This is a genomic window from Blastococcus sp. LR1 (assembly GCF_020166105.1).
GTDB lineage: Bacteria > Actinomycetota > Actinomycetes > Mycobacteriales > Geodermatophilaceae > Blastococcus.
On record NZ_JAIUJY010000002.1, the window covers coordinates 699,897 to 717,352 of the forward strand.

15 protein-coding genes and 1 pseudogene are annotated in these 17,456 nt (G+C 71.6%); 3 read left to right on the plus strand and 13 right to left on the minus strand.

Translation table 11 applies throughout. The features are described from left to right. Window positions 1–162: 162 nt before the first annotated feature. From LBW97_RS20595 to LBW97_RS08050, 4 genes are all read right to left on the minus strand, one after another. Window positions 163–882 carry a WecB/TagA/CpsF family glycosyltransferase gene (locus LBW97_RS20595; RefSeq protein WP_374489601.1) on the minus strand — a complete coding sequence of 240 codons (720 nt, stop codon included), beginning with the start codon at window positions 880–882 and terminating at the stop codon, window positions 163–165. Further along, entirely contained in the window at window positions 883–2,046 is a 1,164-nt protein-coding gene (locus LBW97_RS08040; protein WP_224498878.1) for a glycosyltransferase, read from the minus strand. Then, the gene (locus LBW97_RS08045; RefSeq protein ID WP_224498879.1) at window positions 2,043–3,236 is read right to left on the minus strand and encodes a lipopolysaccharide biosynthesis protein; all 1,194 of its coding nucleotides are present in this window, start codon (window positions 3,234–3,236) and stop codon (window positions 2,043–2,045) included. Before LBW97_RS08045 ends, LBW97_RS08040 begins: the two co-directional genes overlap by 4 nt. A 527-nt stretch (window positions 3,237–3,763) precedes the next feature. Then, window positions 3,764–4,531 (minus strand): PP2C family serine/threonine-protein phosphatase, encoded by a 768-nt coding sequence (locus LBW97_RS08050; RefSeq protein WP_224498880.1) that lies wholly within the window; start codon window positions 4,529–4,531, stop codon window positions 3,764–3,766. 223 nt (window positions 4,532–4,754) lie between these two features. Here LBW97_RS08050 and LBW97_RS08055 point away from each other — a divergent pair, with 223 nt between their 5' ends. Further along, window positions 4,755–5,546, plus strand: a complete 792-nt coding sequence (locus LBW97_RS08055; protein ID WP_224498881.1) for a hypothetical protein — start codon at window positions 4,755–4,757, stop codon at window positions 5,544–5,546. An 18-nt stretch (window positions 5,547–5,564) separates the two neighbouring features. Here the strand turns inward: LBW97_RS08055 and LBW97_RS08060 are convergent, their stop codons facing one another. The 4 genes from LBW97_RS08060 to LBW97_RS08075 form a co-directional block, all read right to left on the minus strand. Continuing rightward, on the minus strand, window positions 5,565–6,446 hold the full coding sequence (locus tag LBW97_RS08060) for a discoidin domain-containing protein (protein WP_224498882.1): 882 nt from the start codon (window positions 6,444–6,446) through the stop codon (window positions 5,565–5,567). A gap of 106 nt (window positions 6,447–6,552) precedes the next feature. After that, window positions 6,553–7,965 carry a streptophobe family protein gene (locus tag LBW97_RS08065; RefSeq protein WP_224498883.1) on the minus strand — a complete coding sequence of 471 codons (1,413 nt, stop codon included), beginning with the start codon at window positions 7,963–7,965 and terminating at the stop codon, window positions 6,553–6,555. A gap of 124 nt (window positions 7,966–8,089) precedes the next feature. After that, entirely contained in the window at window positions 8,090–9,085 is a 996-nt protein-coding gene (locus LBW97_RS08070) for a peptidoglycan recognition family protein (RefSeq protein ID WP_224498884.1), read from the minus strand. Continuing rightward, window positions 9,079–9,810: a hypothetical protein gene (locus LBW97_RS08075; RefSeq protein ID WP_224498885.1), complete on the minus strand. Its 732-nt coding sequence runs from the start codon at window positions 9,808–9,810 to the stop codon at window positions 9,079–9,081. The genes LBW97_RS08070 and LBW97_RS08075 overlap by 7 nt, the downstream gene beginning before the upstream one ends. 142 nt (window positions 9,811–9,952) lie before the next feature. Between LBW97_RS08075 and LBW97_RS08080 the strand changes: the two genes are divergently transcribed. Beyond that, window positions 9,953–10,840, plus strand: a complete 888-nt coding sequence (locus LBW97_RS08080; RefSeq protein ID WP_224498886.1) for an N-acetylmuramoyl-L-alanine amidase — start codon at window positions 9,953–9,955, stop codon at window positions 10,838–10,840. Here LBW97_RS08080 and LBW97_RS08085 read toward each other — a convergent pair. The 5 genes and pseudogenes from LBW97_RS08085 to LBW97_RS20600 form a co-directional block, all read right to left on the minus strand. After that, window positions 10,812–11,747 (minus strand): discoidin domain-containing protein, encoded by a 936-nt coding sequence (locus LBW97_RS08085; protein WP_224498887.1) that lies wholly within the window; start codon window positions 11,745–11,747, stop codon window positions 10,812–10,814. The genes LBW97_RS08080 and LBW97_RS08085 overlap by 29 nt on opposite strands. Before the next feature lie 106 nt (window positions 11,748–11,853). Then, complete coding sequence (locus LBW97_RS08090; RefSeq protein WP_224498888.1) at window positions 11,854–14,175, minus strand: zinc ribbon domain-containing protein; 2,322 nt, start codon at window positions 14,173–14,175, stop codon at window positions 11,854–11,856. Beyond that, window positions 14,172–14,621, minus strand: a complete 450-nt coding sequence (locus tag LBW97_RS08095; RefSeq protein WP_224498889.1) for a hypothetical protein — start codon at window positions 14,619–14,621, stop codon at window positions 14,172–14,174. The genes LBW97_RS08090 and LBW97_RS08095 overlap by 4 nt, the downstream gene beginning before the upstream one ends. A 13-nt stretch (window positions 14,622–14,634) precedes the next feature. Next, window positions 14,635–16,065 (minus strand): streptophobe family protein, encoded by a 1,431-nt coding sequence (locus LBW97_RS08100; RefSeq protein WP_224499027.1) that lies wholly within the window; start codon window positions 16,063–16,065, stop codon window positions 14,635–14,637. 45 nt (window positions 16,066–16,110) lie between these two features. After that, window positions 16,111–16,185 (minus strand): annotated as a pseudogene (locus LBW97_RS20600) (zinc-ribbon domain-containing protein); the annotation flags it as partial. Window positions 16,186–16,551: 366 nt separating this feature from the next. On the opposite strand from LBW97_RS20600, the gene LBW97_RS08110 reads away from it, so the two are divergent. After that, entirely contained in the window at window positions 16,552–17,403 is an 852-nt protein-coding gene (locus tag LBW97_RS08110) for a DUF559 domain-containing protein (RefSeq protein WP_224498890.1), read from the plus strand. The last annotated feature ends 53 nt before the right edge of the window (window positions 17,404–17,456 follow it).

The following is a 17,456-nucleotide window of genomic DNA, read 5'->3' on the forward strand; positions in this document are numbered from 1 at the left end:
AGTGCACGTGCAGAATGTGGGCCCGACGGATGAGACTGCGCCGCGAGAGGCGCCTGACCTCCCAGTGACCTGTTCGTCGGAGCGACGCATATAGAAGGCTTAGGTAAGGGTTCGCTTGGGTGGCCGATCCGTCCGGCCAAGCAAGCAGAACGTAAGGCGTGGTCACGCGTCCGTCAGAGCCTGGTGGTTTTCCCATCCCCTACACCCCCGGATCATTGAACGCAGCTCTCCGCGCCTAAGTACCGCACGTACGGCCCAGATTGTGTAACGGCGCCAGAGTCGCCGAGGCTCTCTGACCAAACGCACAAACCAATTGAGGCGTAGCGGGTACGCCCACGCCGGATAGTAGGCGGCCTGCGATACCTGATCGAGATAGCCACCGCACGTAAGAACGACGGTTTCCGCGCTTGCCGAAGCGACCTCCTGCGCCACCAGTTCTTGCAAGCCCGCACCGAGGCCGACCAGAACCAGCTGTGGCGCCCTTTCCTCTAGCCAGGCATTCAGCTGTCCACCTCTCAACAGCCCGTCGAAGCCATCCATGGCCCCAACGATTCGACTTCTCGACTGGAGAGCATGCGCGGCAGCGGCCACCGACTGCGGCGTTCCGCCGATGAGTGCGACTCGTGGTAACCGGAGTTCCTCCAGGACTAGGGGAACCACCAGGTCAGCGCTCGTCCGGCGCTCCGCACCGACCAGCCACTGCAACAACTTCCCATCCGTACCGACCACGTCGAAGTTGGCGAGGTCGACGCCGACCGTGGTCTCAGCTACCAGTGCGCTGTAGTGATTTAGCCAAGTCACAGCGAGCGGCTGACCTCCGCTGACGTGCCGAGCGATGTGCCTAGCCAACGCACTAGCCGGTCGGTCCGTTGCCTGGGTCACTTACGCCCCTTCCTCGAGACGGCCCAGCATGCCGCGGACTCTGCCCGTCCAAGACAATCTTCCAGCCGCCTCAGCCGTGCGCTCGCGGCGCGTTTCAGGATTGTTATCGTCTTCCGCCGCAGCGAGGAGAGCTCGCAACAGTTCCTCATCATGACCACTGGTGAAGTGATGCAGCGTCTTCGGCTGGTATTCGTCGTTGCTTGCGTTCGATCGGGTTGCTACGACTGGTAGTCCGAGAGCAAGGTATTCATACACTTTCAACGGGCTGTGGTAGGTCGCCCCGTCGACGGTCGGCTTGTGGCCAGCAAAGCCAATGTCACTACCAGCCAGAAGATTTAGCGCCTCGCTGTGCGGCACACGACCGCTGAAGTGGACGCGCCCGCCCATCTGCAGCAACTCAACGCGCGCCTTCAGCCCTTCGAGGGCAGGACCGTCGCCAACGACGAGCAACTTGAAGCGATCGTCAAGCGATGCCATAACCTTGACGAGATGGTCAAGACCTTGCCACCCGACGACCTGCCCAAGGAAGGCGACGACAATGTCCCCTTCGGGGAATACCCGCTTCGGTTGGATCGAGGCCAAGTACGAGAAGTCAAAACCGTTGGGAACGACTAGGACCTTACGCTCGGAAACGCGCGCTTCGGCCACGATCTGCTTTTTGATCGCCTCACTGACCGCGATCACCAGATCCGCTGAGCGATAGGCGCGGGTCTCCTGCGCTCGAGCAAGCCACGGGATACCAATGGACTTTCGAGAGCCGCTCGCCTCCTTATAGAAGAGGCCGTTGCTCTCGACTAACCATTTACTGCCTGACCGCCTGCGCCGGATCGCTTTACCTAGAGACTGGTAGCTAGCGAATCTTTCGTAGATAAGATCGTAATCCCCCCCGAAAGATCGCTTGAGGGTTCGCCGCGCCAAGAGTCCTATTACTAGGCGGGCGAGGTCTCCCGCCGCCAACGCAACCGGCGACTTCTGCAGGTCTTGCTCCTCGGTGTCACGCAGCCTCCTCGCGGATCTCTGGTCGCTCGCGAGGTAGACGTCCACCGAGTGCCCGAGTTCCTTCATGGCCGCGAGCGTGCCAAGGACGTGAGTTCGCGGGCCTGGCGTATTGGATCCTTCATCCAGTCGAATGCGGGGGGCACCGACGATGTATAGAATTCTCATGGTTGCACCTTTTCGTCTGGTGACTCTTTAATCCTGACGACCGCGCGCCATGCGCTGACGCCCGCGGGTAGGACGAGAATAAGGGAGGCGATCTCGGCGGCGAGTACTGCAGCCCCTATTCCTCGCGGAGTGGAGCCGAGGGAAAGCATCGTGCCCACGACTATCGCTAGGCTCACGGCCAGCCTGGCGACGATCGAGAATCGCCTGCCGGACGCCACCAAGAGTGTGTCAAACCAGTTCGACACGAAGAAAAAAGGAGTGCCAAGAATGACCAATGCAAGAATCTCCGCCGCCGCCTCGAAGTCTTGACCGAAGAGCGCACTCACGATCTGCGGAGCGGCAAACCAGACGGCCAAGGCGACTAGGGAACCGGCCGCCACGTTCACAGCGAAACTGACTCGAAGAATTCTCGCCCAACCTGACGCTCGCGCATACAAGCGGGGTCTCAAGACATCGTTATTCATTGCCACCGCTAGCAATCCCGATATGCCGTAGATCGACAGGGCTGCACGGGCGGATCCGGCAAGCGTCACGGAGGCAACCAAACCTGCGCATATCATCGGAGCTTGGCGCGACAGCGCAATGAGTGCGCTCTGTAGCCCGAAAGGGACCGAGTCGCGGAACAATGCAATGAGCTTCAGGCGCGGTTCGTTGCTGGCGACCTCGGCGGACGTGCGAGGTCGCAGGCTAATCAAGAGCGCGGCGAAGCCCCCGAGGAGGAATGCTCCGGCCGCAGCAACCGCGTTCGGCGAGGCTACCAGGGGTACAACCAGCAGCGGGGCCACTGCAATCAAGCGCAACAGGATGTCGCGCCGCGCTTTGACGGCATACTGCAACTGCCGCTGAGGCCTCGCAGTGAAGGGGAGAGCCAGTGAGGTCATGGCCAATCCAAAGGCGATGAGGAGTGCAGAAACTTTCCCCTCCCCGTCCAGCGGGGGGTAAGCCAGGACGGACACCGTGGCGATAAAAAGGAAGATCACCTGCCAGGCGAGCAGTCCACGCCGCAGGCCTTGGTCTCCTACGACGTTCCTCAGATACGCTTGGTCGAGTCCGGCGTAGGAGAAGGCATTTGCAGCCGTAGCCACGGCGAGAGCGGCTGCATACACGCCGAAATCAACGGGCCCAAGCCACCGCGCAAGGACTACCGTCGCAATGGTTGTCGCGGGGATAATAGCGAACTTCGCCGCCACGGCGAAGAGTGGACCGAGACTGGAGCGAATTACTCTCAAGGAGAGACTCCGACTAAGGGCATTGAATTACCGACCAGGCCTTTGCACTGTCTCGCGTCCTCAGTCAGGATTACACAGCTGATTGCTTGCTCGAAGGAGTGTCCCGCAGAGCTCGCCTGACTGACCATAGCCGTAACTTATCGGATGCTCAGCGTTCGTTCTCTCACTGTCGCTGCGGTACGGCGGGCAGGGCCGAGCGCCACTAGGGGTACCGGTACCACCGGCGGAGGATCGTCCGTTGACGAAACGATGCCGGAGTCGCCACGGCCGGGTAGCGGCGCCTAGCAAGTTCGATCGATTGGTCAGTTGGGGTGCGCTCCTCTCACCTGACGCCAGGCTGGAGGAGATAGGTGTCGCGCGTGGGGACGGGACGGGCGAACCCATCGCCGCCCAGCGTCAGAGCGGTGGAAGCCGCCGCTGGCGACCGGTATCCCCGAGCCCACGGCCCCAGATCATGGTGCGCGCTGTACGCCGACACCCACGGGGGCTCACGGTTCTTCCGCTCGACCACCCGCCTGCTCGTCAGCCGACTCGAAACCGTGCACGCGGACGACCACCACGCTCACGTTGTCGTGCGCGCCCGCCCGGAGAGCGACGTCGACCAGCCCGTCGGCCAGCGCCTGCTCGTCGGTGTCGGCGGCCATCAGCTCCGCGATCCGCCCGTCGTCTACGTCGCCGGTCAGGCCGTCCGAGCACAGCAGGAAGCGCTGGCCGTCCTCCACCGGGAGCAGCGTGACGTCGGCTCCTGCGCGGTCACCGAAGCCCAGGGCACGAGTGATCATGTGCCGCTGCGGATGCGTGAGCGCGCGCTCCTCGGTGATCTGGCCGGCGTCGATGAGCCGCTGCACGACCGAGTGGTCGGAGCTCACCCGCTCCAGGCCCTCGGCACCCCAGCGGTAGACCCGTGAGTCGCCCACGTGGAAGGCCGCCCACAGCGGGGAGCCGTTGCCCTCGACGAGCGCGATGCCGGCCACCGTCGTCCCGGGCCGGTTGGTCGCGCCGATCGCCTTGCCCATGGCGGCGATGTCGTCGTCGGCGCGCTCCAGCGCCGCCTGGATCGCCTCGACCGACACCGTCGGGCTCTGCGCCAGCTCCCCCAGCCGCGCCACCGCCAGCTCGCTCGCCTGCGCGCCCCCTGCGTGCCCGCCCATGCCGTCGGCGACGGCGAACACCGGCGGAGCTCCGAGGCATCGGTCCTGGTTCTCCTGGCGCCGGCCGACATCCGAGGCCACCGCCCAGGTGAGGTCAGGCAACATCCGCGCTCCTGTCCCCGTCGTCCGGCCCCCGAAACCGTCCGCCCCGCAGGGCGAGCGCGCATGACCCTATGGCGTGCGGGCCGACGCCGGAACGCCGCGGCCCCTCGGAACACCGAAAGGCACGCCGGACGCCCGTGACCCGTGGGACGGACGTGCTCAGGCGTTAGCGACACGTGGCACACGGAGCGGCTCGACACGCCCGGGCCGCTCCTACGCTCCGCCCATGCCTTGTCCCACCTGTGGGGCGACGGACGCACGCACGCAGATCCTTCCGGGTTACTGGCGCTGCGACGCCGTCGTCCGCGTAGCCGAGCTCGTCGGCGGTCCCGTCGACGCCGCGGCCCCGGTCGCGACGACCAAGCGCTGCGGCACCATCCACATCCAGACCCGCGCCGACTCCGACGCCGCCGTCTGCCGCTGCGGTGACCCCGCCATCGGCGAGTGCACCGAGTGCACCCGCGCGGTCTGCGCCGACCACTCCGCCCTGTGGCAGGGCTGGCGGGTCTGCGACCGCGACCTGGCCAACGCGCGCATGCGCGCCCGTTCGGCCGCGATCGCCGAGGAGCGCGCCCGCGCCGCCGCCCTCGCCGCCGCCGAGGCCGAGCGCCACCGCCAGCGCACCGAGCTGCTGGAGCTCGCCGCCGAAGACGCCGTCTGGATCCTCTACGCCCGCGACGAGAAGCGCACCGAGCAGGAGATCCGCTCCGCCGTGCACGTCCTGCGCGGCCTGAACGCCACCGACTTCACCGACGCCTGCCTCTACCTGCTCCCCTACGCCCGCGAGCCCGAGAAGCGCGGCAGCGCGCTGAGCCGGCTCTCGGGCTGGGCCTTCGAGGGCGCCGACTACCACGGCCGCTCCTGGTTCCTGACCCGCAAGGGCGAGTGGCACCGCAGCGGCGCCTACGGCGGCGCGTCGGAGAACCGCTGGAAGAAGATCCGGTTCGACGACGTCGAGAAGCGCGCGGTCATCGACGAGCTCGCCTGGCAGCAGAAGGTCGACAGCGGCCTGATCTGACCGTGCGGACGAGGGCAGTCAGTAGCCCTCGAACGCCACCTCGCTGATCGCGGTGAAGTCGCGGACCGCCGTCTCGTTCCCGGTCGTCACGATCTCGACGACGACCTGCTCGGTGGTCACCGGCGCGTCCAGGACGATCTGGTCGAGCGACGGGCGCGGAGGGCTGAACGTCTGCACCTGCGTGGTGCCGTCGTCGAACTCCCAGACGACGCGCGTGATGGTGCGGTTCTCGAGGAACCGGTCGGTCCCGTCGAACGGATCGACCTTGGCGTAGCCGGGGATCAGCCCGACGGACGTCAGGGTGACCTCCCGCCCGAAGTCGAAGGCCACCCGCTGGCCCTCGGCGGACCCTGGGCACCGCCAGGCCGTTCCCGGCACGCCATCGAGCGTGTGCGCGGGCTCGTAGGTGATCGTGTTGCCGACGCTGTCCTCACCGGGCAGCGCCTGGCAACCGGCGCTGACGAACTCCGGCCGCAGCGATCCCACGGGCCGGTCCGGCCGGGGCTCTGCCTCCTCCTTCTGGTCGGGCGCCGGGACCACGACGGCCGGTCCGCCGTCGGCCACCACGGACGGGTTGTCGTCGTCGGACGCCCCGAACACGAACCACGCCCCGGCGCCCATCGCGCCCACGAGCAGCAGCGCCACCAGGACGAGCCAGGAGGACCGTCCCGAGTGCGCGGGTGGCTGGGGCGGCGGAGCCGGGAAGGGGTGCACGGGCGGCGGACCGGCCCAGGGGCCGACCTGCGGCTGTTCCTTGGTGAGCGACACCTGCGGCGTCGTCGCCGTGGCGACCCCCGGCTCGGAGGTCCACGCCGGCTGAGGTGCCCACGCCGGCTCCGGGGGCGCGGCCTGCGGTACCCAGGGCGCCGTCCGCGGCTGCTTTCCGTCGTACGAGCTCATCGCACACCCCCGTGGCCGACGCCGCTCCGCGCGGGCGGCGTCGGCGAGAGTAGGTCAGCTGCGGCCCGGATCGAGGCCTTCGCGATGCGATACGGAACCCGGGCGGTCAGCCGGCCGTCCCGGTCGGGAGTCCGTCACTCGCCGCGCCGAAACGACGCCGCACGGCCACCACGAAGCCGGCGGGGACCTTCGCCGCGACGACCGGTGCCAGCAGCCCGCAGACCCCGCCCCACACGGCCAGGACGATCGCAGCGAGGAACGGGTTGAAGGTGACCGACCCCTCCCCCGAGGCCGAGAACTCGGCGACCTCGCCGCCGCCGTCGGCACTGATCCGGAGCAGGAGGGCGGCGGCGAACGCGACGACGGCCAGGGCCCCGGCGAACCGGCCCGCCTCGCGCCGGGCGTCCTCCACCGTGTCCTGGCGCACCGCGAGAGCCGTGGCCACCGCGAGCGTTCCCACCCCCAGCAGGACCGGCGCCAGCCACAGCCAGCCGTTGGCATCGGTGAGCATGAACAGGTCGACGTCGGCAGAGCTCATCCCGACGAGCCCGCCGAGCACGGGGCTGTCGGAACCGCCCTCCAGGCTCAGCGGAACACCCGCCGAGAGCAGGACGCCGGCGAGCGCACCGTTGCCCCCGCCGAGCAGGAGGACGGCGAGCGAGGCGACCGGCTCGCCCTCCTCGATCAGCGACCAGATGAACGTTCCGAGCAGGGCCACGACGCCGAGGGAGAACACCGCGACGGCGCCGCCGAGCGCTGCCCGCGCCTGGGAGCGGGCCACCCCCAGCCGGCCCGGCAGCGGCACCGACCGGGAGAACAGCCAGGTCAGCCCGAGCGCGGCTCCCGCGAAGAGCAGGGCGCCGACCAGCGTGGAGAGGACGCCGATCCCGAACTGGCCGGCGACCCCCAGGGCGTCGAGCTCGTCGGCCTCCCGGCGGGTCAGCAGGGCCAGCGGCAGGAAGATCGCCGTGAACACCAGGGCGGTGCGCACGCCGCGCAGCAGGGCGTCGGTGGAGCTCGCCGGCGGGGAGGCGTGCAGGTCGCGGCGGTAGGACCGGGCGAGCAGGACGAGCCCCGCCAGCGTGATCGTCAGCGGCAGGAAGCCGACGGAGGCCGAGGTGGCGGCGGAGGTGCCCAGCACCGACGCGTCGGCCTCCAGGTAGGCGTCGCCACCCACGGCGAGGCAGACCGCCGCGACGGTCAGGGTGAGCACCTCACCGAAGCCGAGGTCGCCCTCGCCGGCCAGCAGGACGGCGAGCAGCGCGAGCACCGCCATCGCCCCGACCGCGAGACCGGCGGCCCGGACCGCCGGACGCCAGTCGCCGGTGAGCAGCGCGTCGACGACGGCGGTCCGTGGCACTGTCGGCGGGCCCGGCTCCGGCGGCGGGGGCGGATTCCACTGCTGCTGCGGCGGCTGCTCCGGAACGGTAGCCGCGGCCAGGCGGGCGCCGCACGTGGCGCAGAAGCTCCCGCCGGGAACCGCCTGAGAACCGCAGTTGAAGCAGAAGCTCCCCGTCATCCGCCAGCTCCCCCTCGGCGTGCAGCGGTGCGTGACGGCGCCGCGCACCCGCTCGCGAACGGACCGTACCGGTCCGTAATCGGGGCGAACAAGGCTTCGCGGCGTGGCGGCCGCCGACGGAGGGTCAGCCGCCGGCCAGGGGCTCCGAAGGCGGTTGCGGAGACTGCTGGGCCGCCGCCGGTTGCTCCGGCGTCCGGACGCGCGAGAACCGGTAGACCGCGGCCGCGGTCGCCACCGCGGCCGCTCCCCCGGCGGCCAGGACCAGCGGCGACGTCCCGTCCACGGAACGGTCGTCGTCCTGCGGACCGGCCGCCGTCGCGGGATCCGACGGGGCCGCGGACTGCTCCGGAGCCGGCGCCGGAGCCGCGGTCGGCCCGGGCTCGGGCGGGGCCGGAGCGGGCGGAGTACGGGCGGCGAGCAACGCGGCGACCTGCCCCGGGAAGGCGTCGCGGACCAGCGGATAGGCAGCGTCGCCCGGGCAGCTCGTCACGGACATGTCGCGGTGACCGGCGATGGTCGGCGTCGTCACCGAGGCCCCGGCCGGCCACCGGTTCGAGCCCCGGGAGACGAACGTCGTCGTGACGCCGGGCGTCGGGTCGATCCCGTACCGCTCGGCGAGGCCGGCCAGCAGCGCGACCATCGAGCGCTGCGCCTCGGGCGTCGGCGGCTCCGTGGTGTGGTCGCCGACGAAGCAGCAGATCTGCGCGAAGCCCTGGCTCCCGCCGGTGGCCGAGGGCTGCACCGGGCCGTCGAGGCTGCCGGACCGGCCCTCCCACACGACGCCGTACCGGTCGACGAAGAAGTTGTAGGCGACGTCGGGCCAGCCCTTGTCCGCGCCGGTGTGGAAACCGTGGAACCCGCGGAGGGTGCCGGGCACGTCGCCCGCGGCGTAGCCGTTCGGCGAGGCGGAGTGGTGCACCAGCAGGAAGCGGACGTCGCCCGGAGCCTCCACCGGCAGCGGCGCCGGGGCACCGAGCCCCTCGGCCCACGCCGCGCGCGGCCGGATCTCCAGCCCGGCGAGGGCCGGGGCGGCCGTCGCCGGCCGGGGCAGCGACGTCGCCAGCGGAACGGCGAGGCCGGCCGCCACCAGCCCCTGCAGCACCGTCCGCCGGCTCAGCACTGCCACAGCTGGGTGGCCGGCGTGTTGTTGTCCATGCGCTTCACGTAGGCGCTGCCGCCGACGGCGGACCGGGCCGCGCACGCCGTGGCCTGGTCCGGATAGGGGCCGACGTAGACGGCGTAGATGAGGCTGCCGTCGTCCAGCTGCTGCCGCATCGAGGTGCAGCCGCCCCGGGTGAGGGTGTACATCGCACCGGGCCGGCTGCTCATCAGCGCCTGGACGTCGGCGGCGTGGGCGGCCGGATCGGTCGCCGCACCCAGGAAGACCATGAAGCTGCCGTCGCACGCGGGCGTCGAGATCGGAACGCCCAGGCCCAGGTCGCCGGCCGCGGTCCCGGACGGCTGCGCCGACGGGGTGGGGGCGGTGCTCTGCGCGGCGTCCTCGTCCTCGCTCCCCGAGCTCCGGTCGGCATCGAACTGCTGGGACGAGCCGAACGGCGCGGAACCGCCGTCATCCGTCGAGGCGGAGCTCTCCTCGCCGGACGACGACGCGTCCTCCCGGGTCAGGAACAGGCCGATCCCCACCCCGGCGGCGACCAGCACGACCGCGAGCACAGCCCAGAGCAGCGCACCGCGCCGACGGCGAGGACCGCCGCCCGGCTGCTCCGGCGGCGTACCGCCTCCCGCGGGAAGGACGGCGGTGGGCGTGCGCTCGGCCGGCGGGGTCGCCTTCAGCGCCCAGGGGGCCGGCGAGCCCTTGCCCGGCGTCGATCCGGAGTCGGTCACGGACGGCACCCTAGCGAGAACGCCTCGGCTCGTCCGGCCGTCGACGCCCGGCCTGTCGCGCTCGGCCTGTCACACTCGCCGGAGCCGAGTCCGCCCCGAACGCGCTGCTCGGGTCCACCGGATCTCGACACGAGGAGCGCGCATGCCCGCTGGAGCTCGCGGAGCACGCTCGAGGCGCCGGCCGTCCCCGGTCGTGCTCCTGCTGGGCGTCGCCGTACTGGTCGCCGCCGCTGTGGGGGCGGGCTACCTGGTGCGCACCGCGGGCTCGTCCGACGCCGCCGCACCCGTCGCGACGAGCACGAGCCCGTCGTCGTCCGCGGCGCCGTCACCGGCTCCGAGCCCGACGGTTCCCCCTCCGCCCCCGCCCCCGCTCGCCGGCCGGACGGTCGTCCTCGACCCGGGGCACAACCGGGACAACGGGCAGCACCCCGCCCAGATCGGCCGGCAGGTCGACGCCGGCGGCTTCACGAAGCAGTGCAACACCACGGGCACGGCCACCAACAGCGGCGTCGCTGAGGCGACCGTCAACTGGGAGCTGGCCCTGGCCCTCCGCCAACGGCTCGAGGCGGCCGGCGCGCGGGTCGTGCTCACCCGCGACGCCGACGCCGGATGGGGCCCGTGCATCGACGAGCGCGCGGCGGTCGCCAACCGCGAGGGCGCGGACCTGCTGCTCTCCCTGCACGCCGACGGCTCCGCCGCGTCAGCGCACGGCTTCCACGTGATCGCGCCGGGGATGCTCCCCGGCTGGACCGACGACATCGCCGCGGAGAGCCAGCGGGCCGCCGTCGCCGTCCGGGACGCCCTGGTGGCCGGCGGCCTGACGCCGGCCACCTATCTCGGCTCCGCCGGGCTCGACGAGCGGACCGATCTGGGCACGCTCAACCGCTCCGACGTGCCTGCCGTGATGCTCGAGGCGGGCAACCTGCGTCATGCCGGCGACGCGGCCCTGCTCACCTCAGGAGAAGGCCAGGCCCGCGTCGCCGATGCGCTGAGCGCTGCGGTCACTCAGTTTTTGTCACGTAGCCGGTGAACTGGACGTCGCTGATCGCGGTGAAGTCCCGGACCGCCCCGTCGTTGCCGGTCTGCAGGATCCGCAGGACCACCTCGGTCGTCAGGAACTGCTCGGGGAGCTTGCTGCTGATCAGAGACGGCTGCGGCGAGGCGATCCGCTGCACGTGTGAATCCTCGCTGACGAACGTCCACTCCACCGCGGTCACGGTCCGGTTCTCCGCGAAGCGCTGGGTGCCGTCGGTCGGATCGACCTTGGCGTAGCCGGGCACGAGGGCCACGGAGGTGAAGGTCACCGGGCTGCTGAACGTGTAGGTGAGCTGCGCGCCGACGGCTGAGCCGGGGCAGCGCCATCCGGTCGAAGGGTTCCCGTCCAGGGTGAGCGCCGGCTCGTAGGTGATCGGCGCGCCGGCGGCGTCCACGCCGGACGGGGCCTGGCAGGTGGCGGTCACCGACATCGGCTTCTGCACCTCGAGGGGGCCCTGGGGCCCGAACGACGAGCTCGACAGCGTCTCGTCAGCCGACCTCGTCGGCGACGCGCCGGCCTCGGCCGACTCCTCGGCGGCCTCGGTCTTCTTGGCCGGCGCAGCCCCGAACCCGCTCGAGTCGTTCCCGGTGGAGGACGAGGCGGCGGGCTCGGCGGACACCTCGCTGACGACGACGTAGCCGCCGGCGGCCACCGCGAGGGCGGCCGCGAGACCGAGCGCCCAGAACCCCGCGCCGCGCCGCTTCTCCGGCTCCTCGTCGTACATGTCCTCCCAGCGGTCCGGCTGCAGAGCGGGTTCGGCGGCCCAGTGCGAGCTCACCGGGGTCGGCGGCAGCGGCGCGGGGACAGCCGGGTGCGTGGGCGGCGCCGGTTGCTTGGGCGCCGCAGCGGCAGCGGCCCACGGCGCGGGAGTTGCTCCGCGGCGGTTCTGGTCGTCGGTCATCGGTTCCTCCGTGCGCAGACGGCCGTGGACGACCGTGGGAACTGGGAAAGGGAGCGGGGAGAGCGAGCAGAGGCCGGCACCCGGGAAGGGGTGCCGGCCTCAGGGATCAGTACGCCTGGACCGTGACCTGGAAGGTCACCGGCTCGTCGTCGCCGGAGGAGTAGTACCAGGAGGCGTACTCCTCCAACTCGAGCGTGTAGAGGCCGGACCCGGAGGCGGCGGAGTAGACGAGCGCATTCGAGTACGACGACCCGCCGGAGGAGTCGGAGTACCCGCCGTCGATGTCCTCCAGCAGGGCGGCGAAGCTCTTGTTCCCGTTGCTGGACACCGAGATCCGCGCCTCGCTGCCGGACGGGACGAACACCCTCAGCGACTCGGTCCCGTCGCCGGAGACCACGGTCACCGAGTCGCCGACCGTCAGGATGTCGCCGCTCAGGTCCTCGATGTCCACCGAGTTCTGCGCCCCGATGGTCAGCAGGTGGGTGCCGCTCTCCTCGGGCACGAACGCGCGGGTCCGCACCTCCTCGCCGCTCGGGGTGGTGACCAGCACCTGGTCGCCGTCCGGAGCGTCGAAGACGATCGGCTGGCCCGCCGTCGCCTCGAAGCTCAGCACGCGGCCACCGCAGGCGTCGTCGTCCTGCGGCGTGATGCTCGTGGGCACCGAAACCTGCTCGACCGTCGACGTCGTCGCGGCGAGGCTGAAGGGAGCCGAGTTGCCGCTCACCACCAGCACGCGGTACCGGCCGCCGTCGGTCGCGACGGCGGCGCTCCCCCCGGTCGGGCGGCCGTCCGGGCCGTAGATCACGCCGTAGACGTCATCGCGGTCGAGGCAGGGCGCGAAGACCGAGCCGGCCGGCACGTCCATCTCGTAGAGCGCGGGGCGCTCCCAGCCGGCGACCGCGCCGTCGACCGAGGCGCCGTCGGCCAGGGTGCCGTCGACGCCACCGAACTGCGGAACGCCCAGCAGCGAGGCGACCGCGTCCGCGTCCATGCCGGCAACGCCGTCCCGGACCTCGTTGACGGCGGTGGCGACCGGGGCCAGGTACCAGCGCCCGTCGACCTCCTCGGTCAGGACCGTGGCGGCCTCGAAGCGGCCGGCCAGGTCCGCGCCCAGGCCCATCTCGTCGAACGCCTCGTCGAGGCAGCCGCCGTCGGTGTCGCCGGCGTCGTTCCAGCTCACGCAGTTCTTGTCGAGCGACCAGAAGATGCTGTCGCCGTCGTCGTCGTACACGTTGCCCGACGCCGACCGCACCGTCACCGGCACGCGGTCGTCGATCTCGTCGCCCTCCACGAGGTCCAGGGAGACGAACTCGATGCTGCCCTCGGACTGCAGCTCGGCCAGCGCGCCCTCGCGGTGCAGCGCCGTCGTGACGGCGTCGCGGTAGTGGTAGAGCGCCGAGGCCTCGTCCGGGCTCAGCATGTTCAGCAGCTTGTCGACGTCGTAGTCGGCGACGGCGTCCGCCGCCTGGCGAACGGCGTCCGCACCGGAGTCGGCGCCGGTGCCCTCAAGGTCCAGCTCCTTCGAGAAGTCCGCCTGGGGCAGGCCCTCGGCCGTCCGCCACGCCTCGAGCAGCGTGTACTGCGGGCTGACGTACCAGTTGCCGTCGCGCTGGACGGTCATGATGCGCAGCGGCGAGCCCGGGGAGGACTCCTGCGTGATCTCGACCAGGTCGGCCGAGCCCTCGGTCGCCGTCCGGGCGTCACCGTCCTGCTGGATGCGCAGCGCGCCCTGCAGCTGGTCGGGGTCGAGCGTCCAGGAGACGGTGCCGCCGGTGATCGTGACGGCGGCGACGTCGTCCCCCAGTTCCTCGGTGGTCACCTGCACGCCGTCGAGCTTCAGGTCGAAGCCCTGCATGGGCTTGTCCTTCGCGATGACGCCGGTGCTCACGGCCTTGGCCTCGACGTCCTGGTAGAGCTCCACCAGCGGGCCGACCTCGTTGGGGGGCAGCAGGCTCAGCGCGGTCACCGCGTCCTCCGCACCGGCGGCGGCGGAGAGCTCCAGGACGGCGGCCTGCGGGGAGTCAGCGCCGCCGCCCGGTCCGGTGAGCTGGTCGTAGACGAAGTAGCCCACGGTGCCGAGGACGCCGACCGCGGCGACGCCGCCGATCGCGGTGACCAGGCGGCGACGGCTGCGCGGGGCGGCGGCCGGCTGCTCGGTCGGCAGCACGAGGGTGGGCTGCACAGCAGTGGGCTGCTCGGCGGTCGGCTGCACGGCGGTCGGCTGCACGGCGGTCGGCTGCACGGCGGTCGGCTGCACGGCGGTCGGCTGCACGGCCGCCGGCTCGGGGGCCGGGGTGGGGGTCGGCGGCGCGGGCACCGCGGCCGGCTCGGCGGCACCAGTGACGTCGGCCGCGACCGGGGCGCCGCACCCTTCGCAGAACCGGGCGCCCTCCCGCAGGGACGTGCCGCAGCTGGGGCAGAACTTCATGACTGAGCTCCTGGGGATGCGGCGCCCGTGCGCCGCCTGCTCGAGAAGGATCGGAAGGGGGCCGGGAACGTCAGCAGGGCGACACCGCCGGCCAGGGCGAGCAGAGGACCGAAGAGGGCGACGTCGAGCCCGGTCAGGTGCAGGGCGACCAGGACCGCGACGACGTCGAGGAGGATCAGCGCGCCGAGTGCCCGCACCGCCACCACCGCCGGACGGCGGGGCAGCAGGATCGAGACGCACAGCGCGAGAGCCGCCGCGAGGGGCACGGCGAGCCAGAGGTGGGCGAGCCCGGCGAGGAACGGCTCGTCCACCGCCTCGTCGAGAGCGAGACCGAGGGACGCGGTCTCCCAGCCGCTGCGCGTGGCCGCGGCCGTGCTGCTCCACGGCAGCACGGTCGCGACCAGCGTCAGGACAGCGGAGACCAGGCAGCCGACCTGGCGACGCACGGGTACGCGGAGGTCAGGCGACCGGCGGCGCGACCGGCTGGGCAGCCGGCTGGGCCGCGGCACCGAACCGGCTGCGCACCCAGACCACGAAACCGGTGGGCAGCTTGGCCGCCACGGCCGGCGCGACGAGCCCGGCCACGATCCCCCAGATCCCCAGGACGACCGCGGCGAAGAGCGGGTTGAACATCAGCGAGCTCTCCACGCCGCCGTCGCCGTATCCGGTCACGCCGGCGTTGCCGTCGATGCCGACGCGCAGCAGCAGCGTGGCCACGAAGGCGACCACGGCCAGGCCACCGGCGAACCGGAGCCCTTCGCGGCGGGCGTCCTCGATGGTGTTCTGCCGGACCGCGAGGGCGGCGGCGACCATGACGACGGTGGCCAGCAGCGCGACCGGAGCCAGCCAGAACCAGCCGCTCGCGTCGGTGAAGGTGAACAGGTCCACGCCGGCAGCGGCGGCGGGCAGCTCGTCGGCCAGCTCGCCGCGCACGGCGCCGTCCACGTTGAGCGGGACACCGGCCGACAGCAGGACGCTCAGCAGGGCTCCGTTGCCGGCGGCGAGCACCACGGCACCGATCTGGACCATCGGCTCGTCACCCTCGACGAGCCCGTAGATCAGGCCGGCGACGACGGCGAGCAGGCCGACGGCGAAGACCGCGACAGCGCCGAGCAGCGGTACACGCGCCACATCCAGCAGCGCACCGAACCGGCCGGGGAGCGTGCTGGTGCGGGCGAACAGCCAGGTGATGCCCAGGGCGGCCACGGCGAAGAGCAGGGCGCCGAACAGCGTGGAGGCGACGCCGACACCGAGCTGGCCGGACAGGTCGAACACGCCGGAGCTGTCCGAGTCGTACCGCGTCAGCAGCGAGATCGGCAGGAAGGAAGCGGTGAACACCAGCGCGGTGCGCAGCCCCTGCAGCAGGGAGTCGGTCGGAGACTGACCCGGGTTGCTGCGCAGCTGCTTGCCGAAGAGCCAGCCGAGCAGGCCGACGCCCACCAGGGTGACGGTGAGCGGGAGCGCGCCGACGCTCACCGAGCCGGCGGCGAAGCTGGCGTCGGCCTCCGCGAAGGCGTCGCCGCCGACGGCGAGGGAGGCACCGGCGAGGACCAGTGCGAGCGTCTCGCGGAAGCCCACCCCGCCCTCGGTGACCAGGAGGACGCCGAGCAGCGAGACGGCGAGCATCGCGCCCACGGCGATGCCGGCGGTCTTGGCGGCGCCGCCCCAGTCGCCGTTGAGGAGGGCGTCGACGAAGCTGCGGCCGGACTGACGGGGAGCGGACGGCGCGCCGGCGGCGGCACCCCAGGGGGCGGCGGCGGGCTGCGGCGTCGGCTGCTGGGGGAGCTCGGCGGTGGGCGCTGCCTGCGGAACCGGCGGCGGCGCGTACTGCGCGGCAGCGGGCTGCACCGCGATGGCGGGCTGCGTCGCGGTCGGCGCCGTGGCCGGCATCGCGGTCGGCGCCGTCGTCGGCGTTGCGGTCGGCGTTGCCAGCGCGGCGCCACAGCCGGCGCAGAATGCCGCGCCCGGCGAGCGCTGGGCGCCACAGTTACTGCAGAAGGACCCGGACATGACTTCCTCTTCTGATCTGCCTCCCGTGCGCGCGGATCGACGCAGCGGGCCGAGGTGTGGGATATCGGCAGGTCAGAAGGGGGATACGAGTCGGAACTGCCTCGACTTCCTCCCAAGAGGGGAGATGGGCGGAATCACGCCCCCGCTGTCACGCCCGTCACAGAGACGCCGGTCCCGGCCACGACAGTCGTGTGCACACATGTGCCGCTTACGGCGCATCTGCGCACACCGTCGGTCGTCATCCACAGGTCGACTCTGCGGAGCCCGCTGTGGCGTCGAGTGCCGCAGTGTCCCTCCGTGGCGTTCGACGTACCTGCGGCGGTGGGGCCGGATGGCTGGGTGACGGTTCCGGAGCTGCTGAAACGGGTGAGCCGACGCACGATCGCCCGCTGGGTCTCCGACGGCCGGCTGATCCAGGTGCGGCCGGGCGTGGTGGCGCTGCCGTCCACCGCCGGACACTGGCGTACCCGCGTGGCCGCGGCTCTGCATGACCGGAAGGCGGTCGCCAGCGACGCCACCGCACTGGCGCTGTGGGAACTCCTCCCACACCCACCCGGGCCGGTGCACGTCACGGTCGAGCCGGGCAGAAGCGGCCGCGGCTCCGCCGGCGTCGTGGTGCACCGGGCTCCCGGCACCTTCGCCGACCACCGGCGAGTGGACGGTCTCGCCCTCACGTCCGTCGAGCGCTCGATCGTCGACGCGTGGGGCCGACCCCGCGGCGTCCCCCGCTCCGACGTGCGTGCCGCCGCGATCGCCGCCGTCCGCACTCGGCGGTGCCGCCCGCAGGACCTGGCTGCGGAGCTGGCCACCCAGCCACGGCTGCCGGGCCGCGTCGAGCTCTCCCGGCTCATCTCACTGCTCGCCGACGGATGTCGGAGCGAGCTGGAGATCTGGGGCTGTCTCGAGGTGCTCCGGGCACCGGGCATGCCGCCGTTCGTCCAGCAGCGGCAGGTCGCCGTCGCAGGCCGGACGTTCCTCCTCGACGCCGCCTACGACGACATCCTGCTGGCGGTCGAGATGGACGGCGCGGCCTGGCACGGCTCGCGCGCGCAGCGGGAGCGCGACATCAGCCGGGATGCCCTGCTCGCCACGGTCGGCTGGCAGACCCTGCGCTTCGGCTTCGCCCGGATGACCCGATCGCCCGAGGCGTGCCGACGCGAGATCCTCGCCGTCTACACCACGCGTCAGCGGCTCTTCTCCAGCAACCGTGTGCGCTGATGTGCCGCTTCACATCGCGGAAGGGCACATCAGCGCACAACCGCGCGCGGCGG